This is a genomic window from Propioniciclava soli, from assembly GCF_014858005.1.
Lineage (GTDB): Bacteria > Actinomycetota > Actinomycetes > Propionibacteriales > Propionibacteriaceae > Propioniciclava > Propioniciclava soli.
Genome location: NZ_JACYOT010000011.1, coordinates 86,864 through 106,732 on the forward strand (window position 1 = coordinate 86,864; position 19,869 = coordinate 106,732).

Genomic DNA, 19,869 nt, shown 5'->3' on the forward strand with positions numbered 1-19,869 from the left:
TCGCCGAGCATGTCGAGCGCGTGCTGAAATGGGGCTTGTCAGGCAGAGAATGGTACGAGCTGGGTCGATTTTCGCCGCACTGGCTCACCCTCGAGTGGGTGTGTGACCGTCTGATCGCTACGGGCGTCGGTGCCAGTCCTGGTGTCGTTGCTGGCCCTCCCAGGCGATGACCGCTCCGCAGGTGAGGCAGTAGGGCTGGCGGTCGCCGATGCCGCTGCGTTTGAAGCCGGGGAGCAGTGGGGGTGATGTGAGGCCCAGCCATGTGGCCGAGCTCCTGAGCATGCCCATGCTGTGAGGCTATCTGCTGGTTGGCGGACGCGGACGGCGGGCGAGCCGCGACGGCGGCGTCCACCGGCTGTTCACCTCCTGACCACGAGACGTTGCCCGCAGGACACTTGTTGCGACTAGGTTGCAACAAGTCACCCACCCTGGGACGAAGGAGTGACCGTGCACGTACCCGACGGGTTTCTGAACCTGCCCACTTCCGCCGTGACCGGCGCGGCAGCGGTCGCCGGCGTGGCCCTGGCCCTGCGCGGCGCGCGACGCGAACTGGACGAGCGCACCGCGCCCTTGGCCGGGCTCACCGCCACGTTCGTCTTCGCCGCGCAGATGGTGAACTTCCCGGTCGGTGCGGGCACGTCGGGGCATCTCATCGGTGGGGCCTTGGCCGCGATCCTCGTCGGGCCCTGGACGGCGACGCTGTGCCTCACGGTCGTCACCGTCGTCCAGGCCCTGCTGTTCGCCGACGGTGGCCTGACCGCCCTCGGCACCAACGTCCTTCTGCTCGCGATCGTGTCGGTGTGGGTCGGCTGGGGCGTGGCGCGGCTGGTCCTGCGGCTGTTGCCCGACGGACGCCGCGCCGTCGCCTGGGCCGGCGCGGCCGGGGCGCTGATCAGCGTCCCCGCTGCCGCGCTGGTGTTCTGCGGGCTGTACGCGGTGGGCGGCGCGGTCGCGGTGCCGCTGGGGCTGCTCGTCCCCACCATGCTCGGCGTCCACACCGTCATCGGGCTGGGCGAGGCGGCGATCACGTTCGGCGTCCTCACCGCCGTCGCCGCCAGCCGCCCCGACCTGATCCACGCCCTCCGGCCAGCGCCCGAGCCCGAACTCGAGGAGGTGCCCGCATGAGCACACACGCCCGACCTTCCGAGACCGGATCGGTCACCACCGGACGCGCCACCACCGGAGCGGCACCGCGCGGCGTCCGAGGACCGTTCGCCGCCGTGGCGCTCGGCGTCATCGTGCTCGTGGCGGTGGGTCTCAGCTTCTTCGCCTCGGCCTCGCCCGACGGCCTGGAGTGGACCGCCGAGCACCTCGGCTTCGCCGACGCCGCCGCGGACTCCGCCGTCGCTGGCGGGCCGCTTGCTGACTATGGGCTGGCGGGGTGGGACGCGTTCTGGTCGAATGCCGCCGCCGGCCTCGTCGGCGTCCTGGTCGTGCTCGCCGTCACGTTCGGCCTCACCCGCCTGCTCGGACGCCGTGCCTGACGACGCGGCGTCCGCTGGGCGCGTGCCGGCCCACGTCCGCATCCTCGGCGTGGTGAGTTTCGCGGTCGCCGTTGTGGCCCTGCCCCGCGAGGCGACGTGGCCTTATGCGGCGCTGCTCGCGGTGGTGCTGCTGCGGCTCGCGCACGTGGGGGTGACGCCGCGCTGGGTCGCCCCGCGCCTGGCCGTGGAGATCCCGTTCGTGGTCTTCGCCCTGGCCATGCCGCTCGTGGCCGGCGGCCCCCGCGTGACCGTCGGGCCGCTGGCGCTCTCCGTGGAGGGCCTGTGGGCCGGCTGGTCGCTGTTCGCCAAGGGCACGATCTGCGTGCTGGCCGCGCTCACGCTCGCGGCCACGACGCGCCCCGAGCAGCTCCTCGCCGGCCTGCACCGCCTCCGCGTCCCCGACCCCCTGGTGCAGATCGGCACCTTCTTTCTCCGCTATCTCGGCGTCACCACCGAGCGCTGGACGTCCCTCACGCGCGCTCAGGCGGCCCGCGGCCTGGTGACCCGGACGCCGGCCGCCTGGCCCGCGCTCACCCGCGGCCTGGGCGTCCTGTTCGTGCGCTCCTACGAGCAGGGCGAGCGGGTGCACCGCGCGATGCTGGCCCGTGGCTACACCGGCACGCTGCCCGCGGCCGCCGCCACACCGGCGAGCGCAGCGGCCTGGGTGGCGGGCCTCTGGCCCACCGCCGTCGCCCTGACCGTGCTCGGGGCCTGGTGGCTCGCATGATCGAGATCACCGGGCTCACCCACACCTACCCCGACGGACGCGAGGCCTTGGCCGGCATCGACCTCAGCGTCGCCGCCGGGGAAAAGGTGGCCGTGTTCGGCCCGAACGGGGCGGGCAAGACGACGCTGATGCTCCACCTCAACGGGCTCCTCCTGCCCACCTCGGGCACCGTCACGGTCGCCGGCACCGCGCTCCGACGGCGCACCGGCGCTGCCCACCTCGCCGCGGTGCGTCGCCGCGTGGGGGTGCTGTTCCAGGACCCCGACGACCAGCTCTTCTGCGGCACCGTGCGCGACGACGTGGCCTTCGGGCCGGCCAACCAAGGGCTCCGGGGCGACCAACTGGACGCCCGGGTGGCCGCGGCGCTGGCGTCCGTCGATGCCACCGCACTGGCCGACCGCGCCCCCCACCACCTCTCCTACGGCCAGAAGCAGCGCGTGGCGCTCGCGGGCGTGCTCGCCCTCGAACCGGAGGTGGTGGTGCTCGACGAGCCCACCTCGATGCTCGACCCGGCGACGCGGCGCGAGCTGGTCGCGGTGCTCGCCGGCATCGCGGCGAAGCTGCTCGTCGTCACCCATGACCTGCCCCTGGCCCTGCAGTTGTGCCCCCGCGCGGTGATTCTGGACGAGGGCCGCGTCGTCGCCGACGGGTCGACCGCGTCCCTCCTCGCCGACGAGGCGCTGCTGGCCGCGCACCGGCTGGAGCTGCCCTGGGGGTTCGATCGCGCGCTGCTGTTTCCCGGCGCGATCACCCCCGGCTCGATCACCCCCGGCTCGATCACCCAGGGCCGCTGAGCCCGGACGCTTGTCAGCCCGACGCCGACTCGCCCTGCTGGCACGCGGCGCAGGTGCCCGACAGCGCCACGTGCGTCGGGTCGAGGCGAAAGCCGTGCTCGGACGCCAGCGCCGCGGCCGCGGCATCGAGGACGGCCGCCGGGACGTCCACCAACCGGCCGCAGCTGCGGCACTGCGCGTGGAGGTGGGCGGACTCGACCAGGTGGTAGACGGTGGTGCCGTGGCCGAGGTGGACGTGCTGCACGACGCCAAGCTCCGACAGGGTTTCCAGGGTGCGGTAGACGCTGGAGCGGTGCACACCCGCCTCACGTGACGTACCACCGTCCTCGCCCGGATCGGCGACGAACGCGGCGATCTCCTCGGCACTCCAGTGGCCGGGATGGCTCGCGAGGGCGGTCAGCACCGCTCGGCGCGGCGTCGTCATGCGGTCACCGCGGGCGCGCAGCAAGGTGGCCGTGCGGTCGAGCACCGTATCGACGTCCACGTCGCCTCCTCACACCCCGGCACTCACGCCAGGCCCAGGTACTCCTCGAGCGTGAGCGAGCTGTTCGGCCCGAACGCGGCCGCGATCTCGGGCCCCACCCAGCGTAGATGCCAGGACTCCCACGCGTACCCCGTCACGTCGGTGCGGCCCTCGGGGTAGCGCACGATCAGCCCGTAGCGGTGGGCGTTCGCCGCCACCCAGGCGGCCTCGGGCGTCCGGGCGAAGGTCGAGCCGCGGTTCACCCCGTCCCACACGTCGAAGGCCAGGCCGGTCTGGTGCTCGGACTTGCCGGCCTCCGCGAAGTAGCGCCGCGCCGTCGCCTCGTCGTAGGTCTGCAGGGCCCGGGCGAAGCTCGCCGCCTGGGTGGCGTGGTCGCGGTACCCGCTGCGGAGGGCGAGCGTCAGCCCCTCGGCCCGGGCGTCCGCCGCCATCTGCTGGAAGGCGGCGTAGGCGTCCGGGCTGATCCCGTGCGGTTCGCGCGTCCACGGCGGCACGTAGGCGGCCGACACCGGGTGGTCCTTGCTGACCACCACGACCCCATCGACCGTGAACGGCTGGTCGAGCTCGGCGCCCGTGCGGGTGTCCGCGGGCACCGGGCGGGGCCAGGTCGGCGTCGCGGCCGGGTTGTACGGCACCGGAGGGTGGGACGCGACCGCGGTGGCGGACGCCCCCGGCGCGGGGCTCACCCCGGTCGCCGTGGGGGCGGGGCCGCCGCCGTCGGCGTCCGGGGCGGGGGTGCAGCCGGACGCCAGGCAGACGACGAGCGCGCCCGCCACGGCTCGGGCCGCGACCCGCACGGCAGCGCCGGGAGCAGCAGGGGTGGGGTGGGGCACGCACCAACTTTAGGCCGGCTCCCGGATGCCCCATCTCCTACGGATCGTCGTAGTAGCCTCGTCGCATGACCCACCCGCACACCGCCACCGGCCACCCGGGCGCCCACCCCGGGGGGCATCCGGGCGGTCACCCCCACGCCGCCGCGGCGCGCCGCAACCTTGACTTCGACTCCGCGCCGTTCATCGCGATCTGGGAGACCACCCAGGCCTGCGACCTCGCCTGCCAGCACTGCCGCGCGATGGCCCAACCGCTGCGTAACCCGCTGGAGCTGACCACCGACGAGGCCAAGGCCATGATGAAGCGGCTGCGTGAGTTCGGCCCGATCGTGTTCGTGTTCTCCGGGGGCGACTGCTTCAAGCGGCCCGACATCGTCGAGTTGGTCCGCTATGGCGCGGAGCTGGGCATGCGGATGGGCATCACGCCCGCCACGACCTCGCTCGCCACCAAGGACCTGCTGCAGCAGCTCAAGGACGTCGGCCTGACGCGCCTGGCGATCTCGCTGGACGGCTCCAACGCGCAGATCCACGACGAGTTCCGCCGCGTGCAGGGCAGCTTCGACCACGGCCTGCGCATCCTGCGCGAGGCCCAGGAGGTCGGCCTCTCCACGCAGGTCAACACGGTCATCCGCAAGGCGAACATTGACGACATGGACGCCATGACCGCCCTGATGACCACCCTCGGCGTCGTGTTCTGGGAGGTGTTCTTCCTGGTGCCGATGGGCCGCGCGAAGGCCGACGACGTGGCGTCCGCCGACGAGTTCGAGCAGGTGTTCCACCAGCTGTACGACCTCTCCAAGACGGCCCCGTTCGACATCAAGGCCACCGCCGCACCGCAGTACTCCCGCGTCGTCATGCAGCGCAAGCGCGAGGAGGTGCGGGCGGGGGCCGACGAGGACGTCCGGGACGTCATGACCCGCGGCATGCACTACAGCCAGCGCGACGGCATCGGCCGCGCCCGCAACGTCAACGACGGCGACGGCTTCATCTTCGTGAGCCACACCGGCGACGTGTACCCCTCCGGATTCCTGCCCGTGAAGGCCGGCAACATCCGCGACGACGACATCATCGACATCTACCGCCACGCCCAGGTGTTCACCGATCTGCGGGACCGGTCGCTGCTCAAGGGCAAGTGCGGTGTGTGCGGGCATCGGGACGCCTGCGGCGGCAGTCGCGCCCGGGCGTACGCGATGACGGGCGACTACCTCGCCGAGGAGCCGTTCTGCGCCCACGAACCGGCGCGCGTCAGCGCTCGGGTGGGATCCTGATTTCGTCGGTGGACGCCTCGAACGGGAAGGGTGCGTCCGCGGGGAAGCGACGCCGGGCGTCCTGGAGGTAGGCGACCAGCTCGGGGTGCGCGTCCAAGGTGGCGGACAGCTCGGCCCAGCGGCGTCGCTCCAGCCCGAGGGTGGTGACGCCGACGACGGCGACGAGGAGGCCCGCGCCGAGCAGCCCGGCCCCGAAGGGCAGCAGGGCGGCGCCGTTGCTGAGGACGCCCGCGCCGAGGAGCAGCCCCCCGAACAGCACCAGCGCGATCGCGGCTCCGAACACCGGCCCGGGGGTGGGGTGACGCTGCGGGATGGGCTCGAAGCCGAAGTCGAGGGGGTTCTCGCGGTGCTCGCGGTGCAGCTGCGCCGCAGGCCTGAGCACGACGACGCCGGCGACGACCAGCACGGCACCGATGATGACGGCCGCCGGGTGGAAACCGGTGGCCACCGCGAGGCCGATGCCGGCCACGAGCAGGGCGGCGCCGGCCGTCCCCATCATGCGCTCCAGCATGCGACCGATGGCGGTGCGGGTGGCGATGTTCTCGACGTAGCTGCGAGCGACCATGGCCGCCACCGTAGTGCCTTCCCGACCTTCGCCGTCATCGGGGTTGCGCGCTGCCCGGTGTCGCGCGGTGCGGCGTCCGACGAGGGATGGACACGTCCCTGCCGCCCGACGTGGCCACCGCGATAGCCTGACCCGGTTCCGGCGAAGAGGGGTGTCGATGTTCCGCAAGATCCTGGTGGCCAACCGTGGTGAGATCGCTGTTCGCGCGTTCCGCGCGGCGACCGAGCTGGGGGTGAAGACGGTCGCCGTGTTTCCCTACGAGGACCGCCTCGCCGAGTACCGGCTGAAGGCCGACGAGAGCTATGAGATCGGCGAGCGTGGCCACCCGGTGCGGGCCTACCTCGACATCGAGGGCATCATCGCGGCCGCCCTGCAGGCGCAGGCGGACGCCATCTACCCCGGTTACGGATTCCTCAGCGAGAACGCCGAGCTGGCGCAGCGGTGCGCCGACGAGGGCATCACCTTCATCGGCCCGAGCGCCGATGTGCTGCGGCTCACCGGCAACAAGGCCTCTGCCATCGCGGCGGCGCGCGAGGCGGGCCTGCCGGTCCTGCGGGGCGCGGATCCGTCCGAGGACGTCGACACCCTCGTCCAAGCGGCGGAGGGCATCGGGTTCCCCGTGTTCGTCAAGGCCGTCGCGGGTGGCGGCGGGCGGGGTATGCGCCGCGTGGACGAGCCGGGTGCGCTGCGGTCCGCGCTGGCCGAGGCCATGCGCGAGGCGGACGCCGCCTTTGGCGACGCCCGCGTCTACCTGGAGGAGGCCGTCGACCGGCCGCGTCACATCGAGGTGCAGATCTTGGCCGACGCCGGCGGCGAGGTCATCCACCTCTACGAGCGCGACTGCTCCGTGCAGCGCCGTCACCAGAAGGTCGTCGAGCTGGCCCCGGCCCCGAACCTCGACCCTGAGCTGCGCGACCGCATCTGCGCGGACGCCGTCCGCTTCGCCCGGCACATCGGCTACACCAACGCGGGCACCGTGGAGTTCCTGCTGGCCGGGGGCGACGCCGAGCAGCGCGAGGCTGGGGGGCGGTTGGGGACTGCGCCCGAGAACGGTGAGCGGTTGGGGACTGCACCCGAGGACGGGGGTCGGTTGGGGACAGCTCCTCAAGAGGGTGAGCGGTTGGGGACTGCACCTGAGGACGGGGGGCGGTTGGGGACTGCACCCGAGGACGGGGGGCGGTTGGGGGGCGGAGCCCCCCAACGGTATGTGTTCATTGAGATGAACCCCCGCATCCAGGTCGAGCACACGGTGACCGAGGAGGTCACGGATGTCGACCTCGTCTCCAGCCAGATGCGCATCGCGGCCGGGGAGACACTGGCCGATCTGGGGCTCTCGCAGGATGCGATCACGGTGCGCGGCGCGGCGCTGCAGTGCAGGGTCACCACGGAGGACCCGGCGAACGGGTTCCGGCCCGACACGGGTGTGATCGGGGTGTACCGGACGCCGGGCGGCGCGGGCGTCCGCCTCGACGGGGGCACGGTGTTCACCGGTGCCGAGATCGGCGCCCACTTCGACTCGATGCTGGTGAAACTCACCTGCCGCGGACGCGACTTCCCGGCCGCCGCGGCGCGGGCGGCGCGTGCCCTGGCCGAGTTCCGGATCCGTGGGGTGAGCACGAACATCGGGTTCCTGCGCGGCGTCCTGGCCGACCCCGATTTCCTCGCCGGCCGGGCCACGACGTCCTTCATCGACGAGCGGCCGCACCTGCTGCGTCCGCACGAATCGGCCGACCGCGGCACGAAATTGCTGCAGTTCTTGGCCGAGCGGACGGTCAACAAGCCGTTCGGCGACCCGCGGACGCCGGTGGTGGCGCGCACCAAGCTGCCCGCGCTCGACCTGGACGCGGCCCCGCCGGCCGGGTCGCGCCAGCAGTTGCTCGAGCTCGGCCCCGCCGGGTTCGCCCGCGCGCTGCGTGAGCAGACGGCGGTCGGGGTGACCGACACGACGTTTCGGGACGCCCACCAGTCGCTGCTCGCCACCCGCGTCCGGACGCGCGACCTCAGCAATGTCGCCCCCTACGTCGCGCGCATGCTGCCCGGATTGTTCTCGGTGGAGGCGTGGGGCGGTGCCACCTACGATGTGGCGCTGCGCTTCCTCAACGAGGATCCGTGGGGCCGGCTGGCGACGCTGCACGAGCTGATGCCGAACCTGCCGATCCAGATGTTGCTGCGTGGCCGCAACACCGTCGGCTACACGCCCTACCCGCTGGCGGTGACGAACGCGTTCGTCGCCGAGGCGGCCGCGACCGGCGTCGACATCTTCCGCATCTTCGACGCGCTGAACAACGTCGACCAGATCCGGCCCGCGATCGAGGCCGTCCTCGAGACCGACCACGGCGTCGCCGAGGCCGCGCTCTGCTACACGGGCAACATGACCAGCCCGGGGGAGAAGCTCTACACCCTCGACTACTACCTGCGCCTGGCCGAGGAGTTCGTCGAGGCCGGTGCGCACATGCTGGCCATCAAGGACATGGCCGGCCTGCTGCGGGCGCCCGCGGCGGCGAAGTTGGTCACGGCGCTGCGGGAAAACTTCGACCTGCCGGTGCACCTGCACACCCACGACAGTGCGGGCGGCCAGCTGGGAACGTTGCTGGCCGCGATCGACGCGGGCGTGGACGCCGTCGACGTGGCGTCCGCGGCCTGGGCCGGGACGACGTCGCAGGTGTCGATGTCGGCGCTCATCGCCGCCACCGACGACACCGAGCGCGCGACCGGCCTGTCGCTCTCCGCGGCGCAGGATCTTGAGCCTTACTTCGAGGCGGTCCGGGTGTTGTACGGGCCGTTCGAGTCCGGCCTGCCCGGGCCGACGGGACGCGTCTACCGCCACGAGATTCCCGGTGGTCAGCTGTCGAACCTGCGCCAGCAGGCGATCTCACTGGGGCTGGGCGAGCGGTTCGAGGCGGTCGAGGACATGTACGCCGCCGCCAACGCCATGCTCGGCGACATCGTCAAGGTGACGCCGAGCTCCAAGGTGGTGGGCGATCTGGCCCTGGCGCTCGTGGGCCAGAACATCGACCCGGCCGCGTTCGAGGCCGACCCGCAGAAGTTCGACATCCCCGATTCGGTGATCGGCTTCCTGAGCGGCGATTTGGGGGAGCCGCCGGGCGGGTGGCCCGAGCCGTTCCGCACCCGGGCCCTGGAGGGGCGCCGGACTAAGCCGGTCGAGACCGAACTGGGCGAGGACGACGCCGCGGCGCTGGCGTCCGACCCGCGCGGGACGCTGAACCGGCTGCTGTTCCCGGGGCCGACGAAGGACTTCCTGGAGGCAACCGAGCGATACTCCGACCTGTCGGTGCTGACGACGCGGCAGTTCCTGCACGGCCTGGAGCCGGGGCTGGAGCACGACGTGCCGATCGAGCGCGGCAAGACGCTGCTGATGAGCCTCACGGCGATCGGGGACGCCGACGAGCGCGGCATGCGGCCGGTGCTGGCGACGATCAACGGCCAGCTCCGGCAGGTGCTGGTGCGCGACGCGTCCGTCACCTCGGACTCGGTCGCCGCCGAGCGGGCCAACCCGGCGCGGCCTGGCGAGGTGCCGGCACCGTTCTCGGGGGTCGTGACGCTGACCGTCGCGGTGGGCGACGAGGTGGCCGCCGGCGACCAGGTCGCCTCCATCGAGGCCATGAAAATGGAAGCAGCGATCACCGCGCCGGTGGCGGGGAAGGTCGAGCGGGTGGCCCTGCAGCACAGCCAGGCCGTCGAGGGCGGTGACCTGCTGTTGGTGATCTCCTGACGGGAGCGCCCCCTGGGCGCCCCCGCAGGATTGGGATGATTCGACCTACTGGGACTCGATCATCACATCGTCGGCGCTCACCTGGCCGCGCTCGGTGCGTGCTGGCGCTGCCGTCCGCGTCCCCGAGGCCGAGCGGGGGAATCTGCGGCGTCCGCCCCGCTCGGGCAGCGGGATCGGCTCCGGTGGGTTGTCGTCGGCTGGGTCCGCGGGGCGGCGGAGGTGCCAGTCGGACACCTGCTGATAGGCCGCTGCCACGGCGAGCAGCCGATCCTCCGAGAAGGGCTGACCGCCGAGGATGGCCCCGATCGGGACACCCCCCGAGGAGAAGCCGATCGGCAGGGCCAGCTCGGGCAGCCCGATGCGGTCGAAGTGGGACGGGTCGGTCTGCAGCACGACGTCGCAGGCGGTGAAGGTCTGCTCCAGCAGGCGCTCGAGGATGAGCTGCTTGGCCCGTTGCCCTCGGACGTACTCGCCGGCCCCCAGCAGCATCCCGGACAGCCATGACGTGACGGAGACTCCAAACAGGCGCAGGTCCGACTGAAGGCTCGGCAGGAACGGCTCGCTGCGCTCCGGGAGACGCACGTCGTTGAAGGCGCTCCCCATCAGCACTTCGTACTCGTCGGGGTGGGGAACCTCAACCACCTCGATGCCCTCGATGCCGGTCAGCGCGGCTAGGAATGCCTGGCGCGCGGCGAGCGTATCACCGGTCGCCGCGAGGTAGTCCGGCAGGTACCCGACCCGCGTCCGGTAGCGGCACCGTGAGCGCGAGCCTGCCTTCACGGCCGTGGCCGCCAGGACGTAGTCGGTCGGGGCGGGGAGTCCCTGGGTGCGCGGGTCGTGCTCGTCCGGCCCGGCCATGACCGACAGCATGATGGCGGCATCCATCGCGTCGCGCGCGAGCGGGCCGGGGTGGTCGCGCGTATAGGTGAGCGGGATGATCCCGAACAGGGACACCAGACCCATCGTTGGCTTGAGCCCGGTCAGGTTTTGGGCGTTGGAGGGGGCGGTGATGGATCCCCCGGTTTGGGTGCCGACCGAGCTGGCCGCCATCCGGGCGGCCACGCTCGTGGCAGATCCCGACGAGGAGCCGCCGGGGTTCACTCCCGGATCGTCAGGGGTCCACGCATTGACGGTGGTGATGGTGCCGTTGGGGGTGGTGGCGCGCGTCGTGGCCAGCGGTCCCATCTGCGTCTTCCCCAAGACGATGGCACCGGCGGCCTTGAACCGGGCCACCGCGGTGGCGTCGAAGGGGGGCACGAAACCCTCGAAGACGTAGCTGTTCGCCGTGGTGGGCACGCCGGCGGTGTAGTAGTTGTCCTTGATCGCGAGCGGGATTCCGGCGAGCGCGCCGCGGCCACCGTGGGCCCTCGCTGCGGCGGACCGGGCCGCGTCCGCGAGGACGAGGTTGAACGCCTGCAGCGTGTCGTCGAACGCGCCGATCCGGTCGAGATAGGCCTCTACGAGCAGTGAGGAGGTGAGGCGTCCCGACCTGATCAGGGTGATCGCTTCGGCGAGCGTCGCCTCGCTGACGTCGTCCGCCACTGCATCCCGCACGCCGACCGCAACCCGGGCACTTCCACGGCGAGCGACGGTCTCCTCTGCGGCCGCTACCCGCGGCAACGCGATGGTTCCGCCAGCTGCGAGCGCGCTGATGGCCGACATGCGGGCGATGAACCCGCGCCGATCGACGCGCAAGGGCTGCTCGAAGCAGGCGGGGTCCCCCATGGACCACGCGGTCTCGGATGGGTGCAGCTTGGTCATGCGGACCTCCAGGCGGTGGCGGTGGCCGGGTAAAGGAGCGGAACGGCGGCCTGCTGCTGGAGAAGGTCCGCGGGACCGGTGACGCCTGCCGGGACGGGCGGCGCCCACGTGGCAATGTCCGCGACCGAGCCGCGTACGAAGCGCCGCAGGCTGGCGAGCACCGCATCCTGGCCCGGGCTGCCCGTCTCAGGATCGGGCTGGGAGCCGGGCGGGAGTTGGTCGAGATCGATGCCGACAGATGCCAGGCGCGCGCGGATCATGGCGTTCAGTTCCGCATCGGTGGGGGGTGTAGCCACGGTGCCTCCTTCGTTGGGTGACACCACTTCATCGTTCGGCGTTTGCGATGACGTTCCCGTCCAGTTGCGGGAACGTAACGGGGCGCTCACAAGGAGTGACGCTGACGCTCTCCTTGCAGCTGCCGTAGGGCCGTCCTAGCTCGATCTGGGCGGCACCTCGGGGCGCCCCCCGTCCACCAGCGTCTCGCTGCCGCCGAACGGGCACGCGACGCTCACGCTGGCTGAGACCGGCGTTGGGATGCCGGCCCCTCCCCCGAGTGGACGTGAGGGGCCGGTGGCCCAACCATCGGACACCCGGGCGTCATGGGTGGCGAGGGTTGATCCAGCGAAGGCCGTCGAAGCGAGCGAAATCGCTGTCGAAGGAGCAGATGGCCGTGCCATGTTCCAGCGCCAACGCCGCCAGGTGGGCGTCCGTGACGAGGTTGCCGCGAAGGTCGCCTGCGGTGAGCAGCCGGCCGAGGATGTCGCGATGCCGCACGCCGGGGGTGGGTACCCACGTCTGGTCGGCATCGAGCCAGTCGGTCACGTACCCCCACGCCGCCGCCGGGCTCAAAGGGCGCAGTGTCGCGCGTGCATGCGTGATGATGCGTTGGAAGGCCATGAGCGATGCCCAAGGGAGGCCGACTCGTTCCACGTCATTCAGTGCCTTGTCCATCCAGGTTCGGGCGATGTCATGGAAAGGAGCCTGCTCATCGACCGCGTAGAGCAACACGTTGGCGTCAACGATCACTGCTCGTCCTCAGCGTCGAATTGATCGAGCAGTTCCAGCGTCTCAGCGATGTTGGTGACCTCGAGGCGGAGCCCGACGCTGGCGGTGCGCTGCCGGAACTGGATGGGCCTGACCTCGTGCTCGCGGGCCAGACCTGCGCGGGCAAGTTCGTTGACCGCTTCGCCGAGGCCGATGTTCCGCTCCCGGCGCAGTTGCTCGGCCGCCGCGTGGACCTCGGGGTCGAGCCGTACCGTCGTCCGCATGGCCCAAGGCTAGCATCGCTGGTGAGGATGGAGCGCATCAGTGATGCGAGCTGCTGGACGCGTAGGCGACTCGTGCAGCTGATTGCCAGGTCGTCGCGCCGAACGCCTTGAGGACCGTGGGCCAAGGCAGACTCAGCCTTGGCCCACTGTCGTGACATGAGGCCGTGCGGACTGTCACGCCTCCGGTGGACACACGAGGCTCAATCGTCGGCGCCTGGCCATCACGCGGACGTGACGGCCTTCGCCCCCTCTCCGAGTGCCACGAGCTTGGCCCAGGCGATGTCGGCGTGCACGCGTCCGCCCAGGCCGCAGTCGGTGGAGGCGATCACCCGGTCGGGCCCGACGGCATCCACGAACCGGCGGATGCGCTGGGCGACGAGTTCCGAATGTTCCACGACATTGGTGGCGTGGCTGACCACGCCGGGGACGAGGACGAGGTCGTCCGGCACCGCGACATCGCGCCACACCGTCCACTCGTGCTCATGGCGCACGTTGGCCGCCTCGAAGGACAACTGCCCCACGTTTGCCTGCAGCACCACGGGCAGGATGTCAGCGATGCCGATGTCGGTGGTGTGGGGGCCGTGCCACGAGCCCCAGCACAGGTGCAGGCGCACCAGGTCCTTGGGCAGGCCCGCGATGGCGTGGTTGAGGGCGTCGATGCGGATCTGCGTGAAGGCCCGGTAGTCGGCGACGCTGGGCTCGGGCGTGATCTGGTCCCAGTTCTCGGCCAGCGATGGGTCGTCGATCTGGACCACGAGACCCGCATCGGTGATCGCGCGGTACTCCTCGCGCAGCGCGTCGGCCCACGCCCAAATGTGCTCCTCCTCGGTGGTGTAGTGCTGGTTCCACACGCGTGCGGCGCTGCCGGGTGAGATCGCGGTGAGGAACCCCTGCTCCCCGGGCTCGAGGGCGGCGTCCAGGTTGGCGATGTCGGTGGCGACCGCGTCCTGTCCGGTGTAAGTGATCGGGCCGGTGGTGGTGGGGAATCGGTGGCCACCCGTCCGGTGTGGACGCCTCCTTCATCGACCGGGTCCGAATAGACACGCGGGAAGCGCTGACGGTCCCGCCGGTCGCCGAACGACGTCAGGACGACGTTCCCCGGGGACGACGTCGCCGCCGGCTGGTTGAACAGGTTCAACTCGGTCAGGGCAAGCCCAGCCACCCGTTGGAACGAGTAGGACCACCAAGCGCCGTAGTCGACGGGGTTCGACATGGCCTTGCCGAACTCCCCGTCACCCAGCAGTGTGATGCCGGCGGCGCGCTGGCGATCGACCACGTCCGCGACGGCCTGGGTGACAAGCCGGTCGAACTCGGGCGTGCGCAGCAGCGTGTAGCCGTCGTCGGCCACGTGGCGGGCGGCGTTGGCGGCGATGAGGGCGTCCGTGCGCGGCAGGCTGCCGGACGTCGTGGTGCGAATCGGCATGTCAGAAGTCCCAGTCCTCGTCCTCGGTGTTGACGGCCTTGCCCATCACGTACGAGGAGCCCGACCCGGAGAAGAAGTCGTGGTTCTCGTCGGCATTCGGTGACAGTGCCGCCAGGATGGCCGGCGAGACCGCCACGGCGTCCTTGGGGAAGAGTGCCTCGTAGCCGAGGTTCATCAGGGCCTTGTTGGCGTTGTAGCGCAGGAACATCTTGACGTCCTCGGTCAGCCCGAGCGGATCGTAGAGGTCCTCGGTGTAGGACTCCTCGTTGTCGTAGAGCTCATACAGCAACTCGAAGGTGTAGTCCTTGAGTTCATCGCGACGTGACTGGTCGGCTTCGGCGAGGGCCCGCTGCAACTTGTAGCCGATGTAGTAGCCGTGCACGGCCTCGTCGCGGATGATCAGGCGGATCAGGTCGGCGGTGTTCGTCAGCTTCGCCCGGCTCGACCAGTACATCGGCGCGTAGAAGCCGGAGTAGAACAGGAACGACTCCAGCATCGTGGAGGCCACCTTGCGCTTCTCGGGGTCGTCGCCGTAGTAGAAGTCGAGGATGATCTGTGCCTTGCGCTGGAGGTACTCGTTCTCCTCGCTCCACCGGAAGGCGTCATCGATCTCCGTGGTGGAGATCAGCGTGGAGAAGATCGAGCTGTAGCTCTTGGCGTGCACCGACTCCATGAACGCGATGTTCGTGTAGACGGCCTCCTCGTGCGGCGTCCGGGCGTCCGGGATGAGCGACACGGCCCCCACGGTGCCCTGGATGGTGTCGAGCATGGTCAGGCCGGTGAACACGCGCGTGGTCATCAGTTGTTCGTGGGGCTTGAGCGTGCGCCAGGACGGCACGTCGTTGGAGAGCGGCACCTTCTCCGGCAGCCAGAAGTTCGAGGTCAGCCGGTCCCACACGTCGGAGTCGACCTGGTCGGTGATGCGGTTCCAGTTGATGGCCTGGACGCCGCGCAGCAGGGTGAGATTGTTCGTCATTCGTCTTGTTCCTCGTGTCGTGTCAGAGCATGCAGCTGACGCAGCCGTCGACCTCGGTGCCGGCGAGCGCCAGCTGTCGCAGTCGGATGTAGTAGAGCGTCTTGATCCCCTTGCGCCAGGCATAGATCTGCGCCTTGTTGATGTCACGCGTGGTCGCCGTGTCGGGGAAGAACAGCGTCAGCGACAACCCCTGGTCGACGTGCTTGGTCGCCTCGGCGTAGGTGTCGATGATCTTCTCCGGGCCGATCTCATAGGCGTCGGCGTAGTACTCCAAGTTGTCGTTTGTCATGTACGGAGCTGGGTAGTAGACGCGCCCGATCTTGCCCTCCTTACGGATCTCGATCTTCGCCACGATCGGGTGGATCGAGCTGGTGGCGTGGTTGATGTAGCTGATCGACCCCGTCGGCGGCACGGCCTGCAGGTTCTGGTTGTAGAGCCCGTGCTCGGCCACCTCGGCCGCGAGCGCACGCCAGTCGTCCGGCGTGGGGAGGTGGATGCCGGCGTCGGCGAACAGGGCCGCCACCCGGGGCGTCCGGGGCGTCCAGTCACCGTCGGTGTACTTGGCGAAGTAGGCCCCGGTGGCGTACGCGCTGCTCTCGAAACCGTCGAAGCGGACGCCGCGCTCGCGGGCGATCCGGCAGGACGCGGCGATGGCGTGGAACGTCACGGCGTAGAAGTACATGTTGGTGAAGTCCAGGCCCTCGTCCGACCCGTAGTGGATCGACTCGCGCGCCAGGTAGCCGTGCAGGTTCATCTGGCCGAGGCCGATGGCGTGGCTCATGGCGTTGCCGCGCTCGATGCTGGGGGCGCACGCGATGTTGGACTGGTTGGAGACGGCCGTCAGGGCGCGCACCGCCGTCTCGATGGTCCGCCCGAAGTGGGGCGAGTCCATCGCCTTCGCGATGTTCAGCGAACCCAGGTTGCAGGAGATGTCCTTGCCCACCTCATCGAAGGTCAGATCCTCGCCATAGGTTGAGGGCGTCGACACCTGCAGGATCTCCGAGCACAGGTTCGACATCGTCACCCTGCCGTCGATCGGGTTGGCGGCGTTCACGGTGTCCTCGAACATCAGGTAGGGGTAGCCCGACTCGAACTGGATCTCGGCGAGGGTCTGGAAGAACTTGCGGGCATTGATCTTCCTCTTGGTGATCCGCTTGTCCTCGACCATTTCCCGGTACTTCTCGGTCACCGAGATCTCGCTGAACGCGACCCCGTACACGCGCTCGATGTCGTAGGGGCTGAACAGGTACATGTCCTCGTTGTTGCGCGCCAGCTCAAAGGTGATGTCGGGAATGACGACACCCAGGCTCAGGGTCTTGATCCGGATCTTCTCGTCGGCGTTCTCCCGCTTCGTGTCGAGGAAGGCGAGGATGTCCGGGTGGTGGGCGTTCAGGTACACCGCGCCGGCCCCCTGGCGGGCACCGAGCTGGTTGGCGTAGGAGAACGAATCCTCCAGCAGCTTCATGACGGGGATCACACCGGAGGACTGGTTCTGGATCTTCTTGATCGGCGCACCGGCCTCCCGGATGTTGGTCAGCGACAGCGCGACGCCGCCGCCCCGCTTGGAGAGCTGCAGCGAGGCATTGATCGCGCGGGCGATCGACTCCATGTTGTCCTCGATCCGCAGCAGGAAGCAGGACACCAGCTCCCCCCGCGACGCCTTCCCGGCGTTGAGGAACGTCGGGGTGGCGGGCTGGAAGCGCCCCGCCATCACCTCGTCGACGATGTGCTCGGCGAGCGGGCGGTCGCCCGCGGCCAGGGTGAGCGCCACGAGGCAGACGCGATCCTCGAAGCGCTCCAGGTAGCGGCGTCCGTCGAACGTCTTCAGCGTGTAGGACGTGTAGTACTTGAACGCCCCCATGAACGTGGGGAACCGGAACTTCACCGCGTAGGCGCGTTTGAACAGGCTCTTGATGAACTCGAAGTCGTAGCGCTGGAGAACCCCGGGCTCGTAGTAGCCCTCCTCGACCAGGTAGTCGAGCTTCTCCTTCAGCGAGTGGAAGAACACCGTGTTCTGGTTCACGTGCTGCAGGAAGTACTCTCGCGCGGCGCGCCGGTCGGCGTCGAACTGGATGTTCCCGTCCGCGTCGTAGAGGTTCAGCAGCGCGTTGAGCGCGTGGTAGTCGTGGTCGCCGGTGACGACCTCGGCGCCGGTGTCGGTGAGGGTCGTGGTCATGGGTGGGAGAGCCTTTCACGGACACGTTCGACATCGTCGGGGGTGCCCAGGAGTTCGAAGCGATCGAGGAGGGGAACGTGGCACTTGGCGGCCACGATGTCGCCGGCCAAGCAGTAGGCCTCGCCGAAGTTGGTGTTGCCCGCGGAGATCACCCCGCGGATCAGGGAGCGGTTGTCCGGGTCGTTGAGGAACCGGATCACCTGCTTGGGAACCGCGCCGCCGGTGCTGCCGCCCCCGTACGTGGGAACCACGAGAACATACGGCTGGCTGACGGCCAGCGGCTCCTCGCTGGGGTGCAGCGGGATCCGGTCTGCATCCACGCCGAGCTTCTGGATGAAACGGTGGGTGTTCTCCGAGGCCGATGAGAAGTAGACGACGCGCACGGCCGCCGCGTTCAGGCGACGTGGACGCGCTGCGCCGCAGCCTTGATGCGGTCGGGGCGGAACCCGCCCCAGTGCTCCTCGCCGTCGACGACGACGGGAACCTGCTGGTAGCCCATCGCCATCACCGCCAGCAGCGCCGCCTCGTCCTCGGCGAGGTCGATCACCTCGTACTCCAGGCCCAGCTTGTCCATGGCCCGGTAGGTGGCGGTGCACTGCACGCACGCGGGCTTGCTGTAGACGGTGATCGTGTTCGCCATGCTCTCTCCTCGAAGCAGGGGGTCGCGAGGGAGGGAGCACGAGTGCGCCCGGTCTTCCCGCGAGACCGTGTGGTCGGACGAACCGGGTGGCCGCGACGCGACCCCCCGGCGCTGGCAGGTATTCGGACTCGAGGGCGGACGCCGTGGGGCGTTGGTCCTACTGGGCAACGCTTCCCAGCCTTTCGGCCAGTGCTTGGTGTCGCCGGTCGTTCCCTCTCACCGCTGCGGGGCAGTCCCGGATTCACACCGGGTTCCCTGTTGTCTCGCCCCCCAACCCCTACACCTAGGGGTTGGGTGGACGAACCAGCACTACGGATAGTAATCACATCGGTGTAACCCTGTAAAGCCAGCATGCCGCCTCGACGGCGCACACGAGGCCGCCCGCTCGACCAGGGTCCACGTCGCGCGTGGTCTCGGCGTGACAGGGCGTGATCGAGGGATGAGACGGCCCCGGCGGTGCGTTGACGCCGACCGGCCCAAGCGGGTTAGGCTCCCCTAACCACATTACGCAACCATGGTGTTCCCAATATGGCGGGACCCGGCTGGAGGACCTCTCGTGACCGTCTCGACCGGCATGCCGGATGCCCTCGCCTGCGACGACCGCAGCCGTCTGCTCGCCGTCCGCATGCTCCAGGGCTCTGCGGCCGCCACCCTTTTCGCCTACCGCCTGGGTGAGACGCTCGACCCTGTCGTGCACGGGGTGGCTGCGGACGGCGCTCTCGCGGTGGTGGCTCTGCCACGCGGTCGGTGGGCCGAGGAGCAGCCGGGGCGGGTCGTCGACGTGCGGCTGGATCTGGTGAAGAACTCCCTGGATCCTCGCGTGTCCACCGTGGTGGCGTCCGCCCATGCCTTGGGCGGTCTGGTGTGGGCCGAGGACGATGAGACGGACGCGCGTCTGGTGGACGGCTCGCTACCGGAGGCGCTGCGCCAGAGCCTGACGGTTCCCGGGGCTCGCCTGGGTTGGCTGCTGCTGGATCGCCTGGTGGTGCACGACCTGTCCGGCGCGGTGGTGGTGCCGCACGCGGAGCTGCCCCTTGCGCCGCCCGCGCTGGACGGTGGTTTGACCGGTCTCTCGCTGGTGACCGCATGCAGCGACGCTGCCCTGAAGGATGTGTGCTGGTCGGTGATGGTGGGGCGGACGCCGGGAACGGTGACGCGCAAGCCGCACGCCGGCCATGCGTGCCCCCACACGTTGGACCAAATTTTCTGTGCAGACGTCGACGCGCTCGGCGTCACCTTATTGTTGGTGACGGCTCAAGATCTGGTGGTCGTGCACGGTGAGTTCGAGCAACTCGCCGATTCCGCCGACGCACTGAACTGCCTGGTCCATCAGTTGGTGGCCCAGGCAGCCCCCTCGTGCGACGCCGAGCGGTGAGGAAAGAGCGAGCGGCCCCCCGTCCGGGGGCCGCTCGCTCAGCGCTGTGCTCAGCGGACCTCGTACTGCGCGCAGTTTGCATCGGCGCTGACGCCGATGCTGTCTGCGGTGCACATGAGATCGGCGTTGTGAACGCACTCGAGGCGCTGGCAGGCGCCCACGTGGGCGTCCGCGGTCCCGAGACCGCCTCGGGCGTCGAGGGTCACGAAGGTGACGCAGCTGGCGTCCTTCTGGCCGCCCACCGTGATGGCGTAGGCGGTGCAGCCGTCGGAGTTGAATGCACACTCCGTCATGGCGCAGGACTTGATGGCAGTGACGGTGCTCATGGTCGTTTCCTCTCGGCTGGTCATCGGTGGAACATTCAC

General features: G+C 70.0%; 21 protein-coding genes and 1 riboswitch. Of the genes, 7 read left to right on the forward strand and 14 right to left on the reverse strand.

Going from position 1 to position 19,869, the window contains the following annotated elements:
• Positions 1–117: 117 nt before the first annotated feature.
• Positions 118–288: a hypothetical protein gene (locus IFY26_RS12195; RefSeq protein ID WP_232549274.1), complete on the reverse strand. Its 171-nt coding sequence runs from the start codon at positions 286–288 to the stop codon at positions 118–120.
• 159 nt (positions 289–447) lie between these two features.
• Here IFY26_RS12195 and IFY26_RS12200 point away from each other — a divergent pair, with 159 nt between their 5' ends.
• Genes IFY26_RS12200 through IFY26_RS12215 form a run of 4 tightly spaced genes read left to right on the forward strand, consistent with a single transcriptional unit; the run spans position 448 to position 3,005 of the window.
• Positions 448–1,125 carry an energy-coupling factor ABC transporter permease gene (locus IFY26_RS12200; protein ID WP_232549275.1) on the forward strand — a complete coding sequence of 226 codons (678 nt, stop codon included), beginning with the start codon at positions 448–450 and terminating at the stop codon, positions 1,123–1,125.
• A complete protein-coding gene (locus tag IFY26_RS12205; protein WP_232549276.1) occupies positions 1,122–1,484 on the forward strand; it encodes a PDGLE domain-containing protein in 363 nt (120 codons plus the stop codon). Before IFY26_RS12200 ends, IFY26_RS12205 begins: the two co-directional genes overlap by 4 nt.
• Positions 1,477–2,211 (forward strand): cobalt ECF transporter T component CbiQ, encoded by a 735-nt coding sequence (cbiQ, locus tag IFY26_RS12210; RefSeq protein WP_232549277.1) that lies wholly within the window; start codon positions 1,477–1,479, stop codon positions 2,209–2,211. The genes IFY26_RS12205 and cbiQ overlap by 8 nt, the downstream gene beginning before the upstream one ends.
• On the forward strand, positions 2,208–3,005 hold the full coding sequence (locus IFY26_RS12215) for an energy-coupling factor ABC transporter ATP-binding protein (RefSeq protein WP_232549278.1): 798 nt from the start codon (positions 2,208–2,210) through the stop codon (positions 3,003–3,005). The genes cbiQ and IFY26_RS12215 overlap by 4 nt, the downstream gene beginning before the upstream one ends.
• 13 nt (positions 3,006–3,018) lie before the next feature.
• Here the strand turns inward: IFY26_RS12215 and IFY26_RS12220 are convergent, their stop codons facing one another.
• Together IFY26_RS12220 and IFY26_RS12225 are read right to left on the reverse strand one after the other, a co-directional pair.
• The gene (locus IFY26_RS12220) at positions 3,019–3,489 is read right to left on the reverse strand and encodes a Fur family transcriptional regulator (protein WP_232549279.1); all 471 of its coding nucleotides are present in this window, start codon (positions 3,487–3,489) and stop codon (positions 3,019–3,021) included.
• Positions 3,490–3,512: 23 nt separating this feature from the next.
• On the reverse strand, positions 3,513–4,322 hold the full coding sequence (locus IFY26_RS12225) for a M15 family metallopeptidase (protein WP_232549280.1): 810 nt from the start codon (positions 4,320–4,322) through the stop codon (positions 3,513–3,515).
• A 65-nt stretch (positions 4,323–4,387) separates the two neighbouring features.
• Between IFY26_RS12225 and IFY26_RS12230 the strand changes: the two genes are divergently transcribed.
• A complete protein-coding gene (locus IFY26_RS12230) occupies positions 4,388–5,587 on the forward strand; it encodes a TIGR04053 family radical SAM/SPASM domain-containing protein (protein WP_232549281.1) in 1,200 nt (399 codons plus the stop codon).
• Here the strand turns inward: IFY26_RS12230 and IFY26_RS12235 are convergent.
• On the reverse strand, positions 5,565–6,152 hold the full coding sequence (locus tag IFY26_RS12235) for a hypothetical protein (RefSeq protein ID WP_232549282.1): 588 nt from the start codon (positions 6,150–6,152) through the stop codon (positions 5,565–5,567). The two genes, IFY26_RS12230 and IFY26_RS12235, sit on opposite strands and share 23 nt — an antisense overlap.
• A 157-nt stretch (positions 6,153–6,309) precedes the next feature.
• Between IFY26_RS12235 and IFY26_RS12240 the strand changes: the two genes are divergently transcribed.
• Positions 6,310–9,885, forward strand: a complete 3,576-nt coding sequence (locus tag IFY26_RS12240) for a pyruvate carboxylase (protein WP_232549283.1) — start codon at positions 6,310–6,312, stop codon at positions 9,883–9,885.
• Positions 9,886–9,930: 45 nt separating this feature from the next.
• Here IFY26_RS12240 and IFY26_RS12245 read toward each other — a convergent pair whose 3' ends face one another.
• From IFY26_RS12245 to nrdH, 9 genes are all read right to left on the reverse strand, one after another.
• Positions 9,931–11,646 (reverse strand): amidase, encoded by a 1,716-nt coding sequence (locus tag IFY26_RS12245; RefSeq protein ID WP_232549284.1) that lies wholly within the window; start codon positions 11,644–11,646, stop codon positions 9,931–9,933.
• A complete protein-coding gene (locus tag IFY26_RS12250) occupies positions 11,643–11,942 on the reverse strand; it encodes a hypothetical protein (RefSeq protein WP_232549285.1) in 300 nt (99 codons plus the stop codon). Before IFY26_RS12250 ends, IFY26_RS12245 begins: the two co-directional genes overlap by 4 nt.
• Positions 11,943–12,243: 301 nt before the next feature.
• Positions 12,244–12,672, reverse strand: coding sequence for a TA system VapC family ribonuclease toxin (locus IFY26_RS12255; protein WP_232549286.1), 429 nt, complete (start codon positions 12,670–12,672; stop codon positions 12,244–12,246).
• A complete protein-coding gene (locus IFY26_RS12260) occupies positions 12,669–12,914 on the reverse strand; it encodes a CopG family transcriptional regulator (protein WP_232549287.1) in 246 nt (81 codons plus the stop codon). The genes IFY26_RS12255 and IFY26_RS12260 overlap by 4 nt, the downstream gene beginning before the upstream one ends.
• A 221-nt stretch (positions 12,915–13,135) precedes the next feature.
• Positions 13,136–13,765, reverse strand: coding sequence for a uroporphyrinogen decarboxylase/cobalamine-independent methonine synthase family protein (locus tag IFY26_RS12265; protein ID WP_232549288.1), 630 nt, complete (start codon positions 13,763–13,765; stop codon positions 13,136–13,138).
• A gap of 573 nt (positions 13,766–14,338) precedes the next feature.
• Positions 14,339–15,313, reverse strand: coding sequence for a class 1b ribonucleoside-diphosphate reductase subunit beta (gene nrdF / locus IFY26_RS12270; protein WP_232549289.1), 975 nt, complete (start codon positions 15,311–15,313; stop codon positions 14,339–14,341).
• Positions 15,314–15,335: 22 nt separating this feature from the next.
• Positions 15,336–17,489 (reverse strand): class 1b ribonucleoside-diphosphate reductase subunit alpha, encoded by a 2,154-nt coding sequence (gene nrdE, locus IFY26_RS12275; RefSeq protein ID WP_232549290.1) that lies wholly within the window; start codon positions 17,487–17,489, stop codon positions 15,336–15,338.
• Complete coding sequence (gene nrdI / locus IFY26_RS12280; RefSeq protein ID WP_232549291.1) at positions 17,486–17,872, reverse strand: class Ib ribonucleoside-diphosphate reductase assembly flavoprotein NrdI; 387 nt, start codon at positions 17,870–17,872, stop codon at positions 17,486–17,488. The genes nrdE and nrdI overlap by 4 nt, the downstream gene beginning before the upstream one ends.
• A gap of 11 nt (positions 17,873–17,883) precedes the next feature.
• Positions 17,884–18,129 (reverse strand): glutaredoxin-like protein NrdH, encoded by a 246-nt coding sequence (gene nrdH, locus IFY26_RS12285; protein WP_232549292.1) that lies wholly within the window; start codon positions 18,127–18,129, stop codon positions 17,884–17,886.
• A gap of 96 nt (positions 18,130–18,225) precedes the next feature.
• Positions 18,226–18,452: riboswitch (cobalamin riboswitch) on the reverse strand.
• Positions 18,453–18,685: 233 nt separating this feature from the next.
• Here nrdH and IFY26_RS12290 point away from each other — a divergent pair.
• Positions 18,686–19,504 (forward strand): hypothetical protein, encoded by an 819-nt coding sequence (locus IFY26_RS12290; protein ID WP_232549293.1) that lies wholly within the window; start codon positions 18,686–18,688, stop codon positions 19,502–19,504.
• 50 nt (positions 19,505–19,554) lie between these two features.
• Here the strand turns inward: IFY26_RS12290 and IFY26_RS12295 are convergent, their stop codons facing one another.
• Positions 19,555–19,830 carry a DUF1540 domain-containing protein gene (locus IFY26_RS12295; RefSeq protein WP_232549294.1) on the reverse strand — a complete coding sequence of 92 codons (276 nt, stop codon included), beginning with the start codon at positions 19,828–19,830 and terminating at the stop codon, positions 19,555–19,557.
• Positions 19,831–19,869 lie beyond the last annotated feature (39 nt).

What these genes read in the sequence shown, in the direction of transcription:
- IFY26_RS12195 (WP_232549274.1), bottom strand. Translation starts at nt 288, where the DNA reads ATGGGCATGCTCAGGAGCTCGGCCACATGGCTGGGCCTCACATCACCC.
- IFY26_RS12205 (WP_232549276.1), top strand. Translation starts at nt 1,122, where the DNA reads ATGAGCACACACGCCCGACCTTCCGAGACCGGATCGGTCACCACCGGA.
- IFY26_RS12215 (WP_232549278.1), top strand. Translation starts at nt 2,208, where the DNA reads ATGATCGAGATCACCGGGCTCACCCACACCTACCCCGACGGACGCGAG.
- IFY26_RS12230 (WP_232549281.1), top strand. Translation starts at nt 4,388, where the DNA reads ATGACCCACCCGCACACCGCCACCGGCCACCCGGGCGCCCACCCCGGG.
- IFY26_RS12235 (WP_232549282.1), bottom strand. Translation starts at nt 6,152, where the DNA reads ATGGTCGCTCGCAGCTACGTCGAGAACATCGCCACCCGCACCGCCATC.
- IFY26_RS12240 (WP_232549283.1), top strand. Translation starts at nt 6,310, where the DNA reads ATGTTCCGCAAGATCCTGGTGGCCAACCGTGGTGAGATCGCTGTTCGC.
- IFY26_RS12245 (WP_232549284.1), bottom strand. Translation starts at nt 11,646, where the DNA reads ATGACCAAGCTGCACCCATCCGAGACCGCGTGGTCCATGGGGGACCCC.
- IFY26_RS12260 (WP_232549287.1), bottom strand. Translation starts at nt 12,914, where the DNA reads ATGCGGACGACGGTACGGCTCGACCCCGAGGTCCACGCGGCGGCCGAG.
- nrdF (WP_232549289.1), bottom strand. Translation starts at nt 15,313, where the DNA reads ATGACGAACAATCTCACCCTGCTGCGCGGCGTCCAGGCCATCAACTGG.
- nrdE (WP_232549290.1), bottom strand. Translation starts at nt 17,489, where the DNA reads ATGACCACGACCCTCACCGACACCGGCGCCGAGGTCGTCACCGGCGAC.
- nrdH (WP_232549292.1), bottom strand. Translation starts at nt 18,129, where the DNA reads ATGGCGAACACGATCACCGTCTACAGCAAGCCCGCGTGCGTGCAGTGC.
- IFY26_RS12295 (WP_232549294.1), bottom strand. Translation starts at nt 19,830, where the DNA reads ATGAGCACCGTCACTGCCATCAAGTCCTGCGCCATGACGGAGTGTGCA.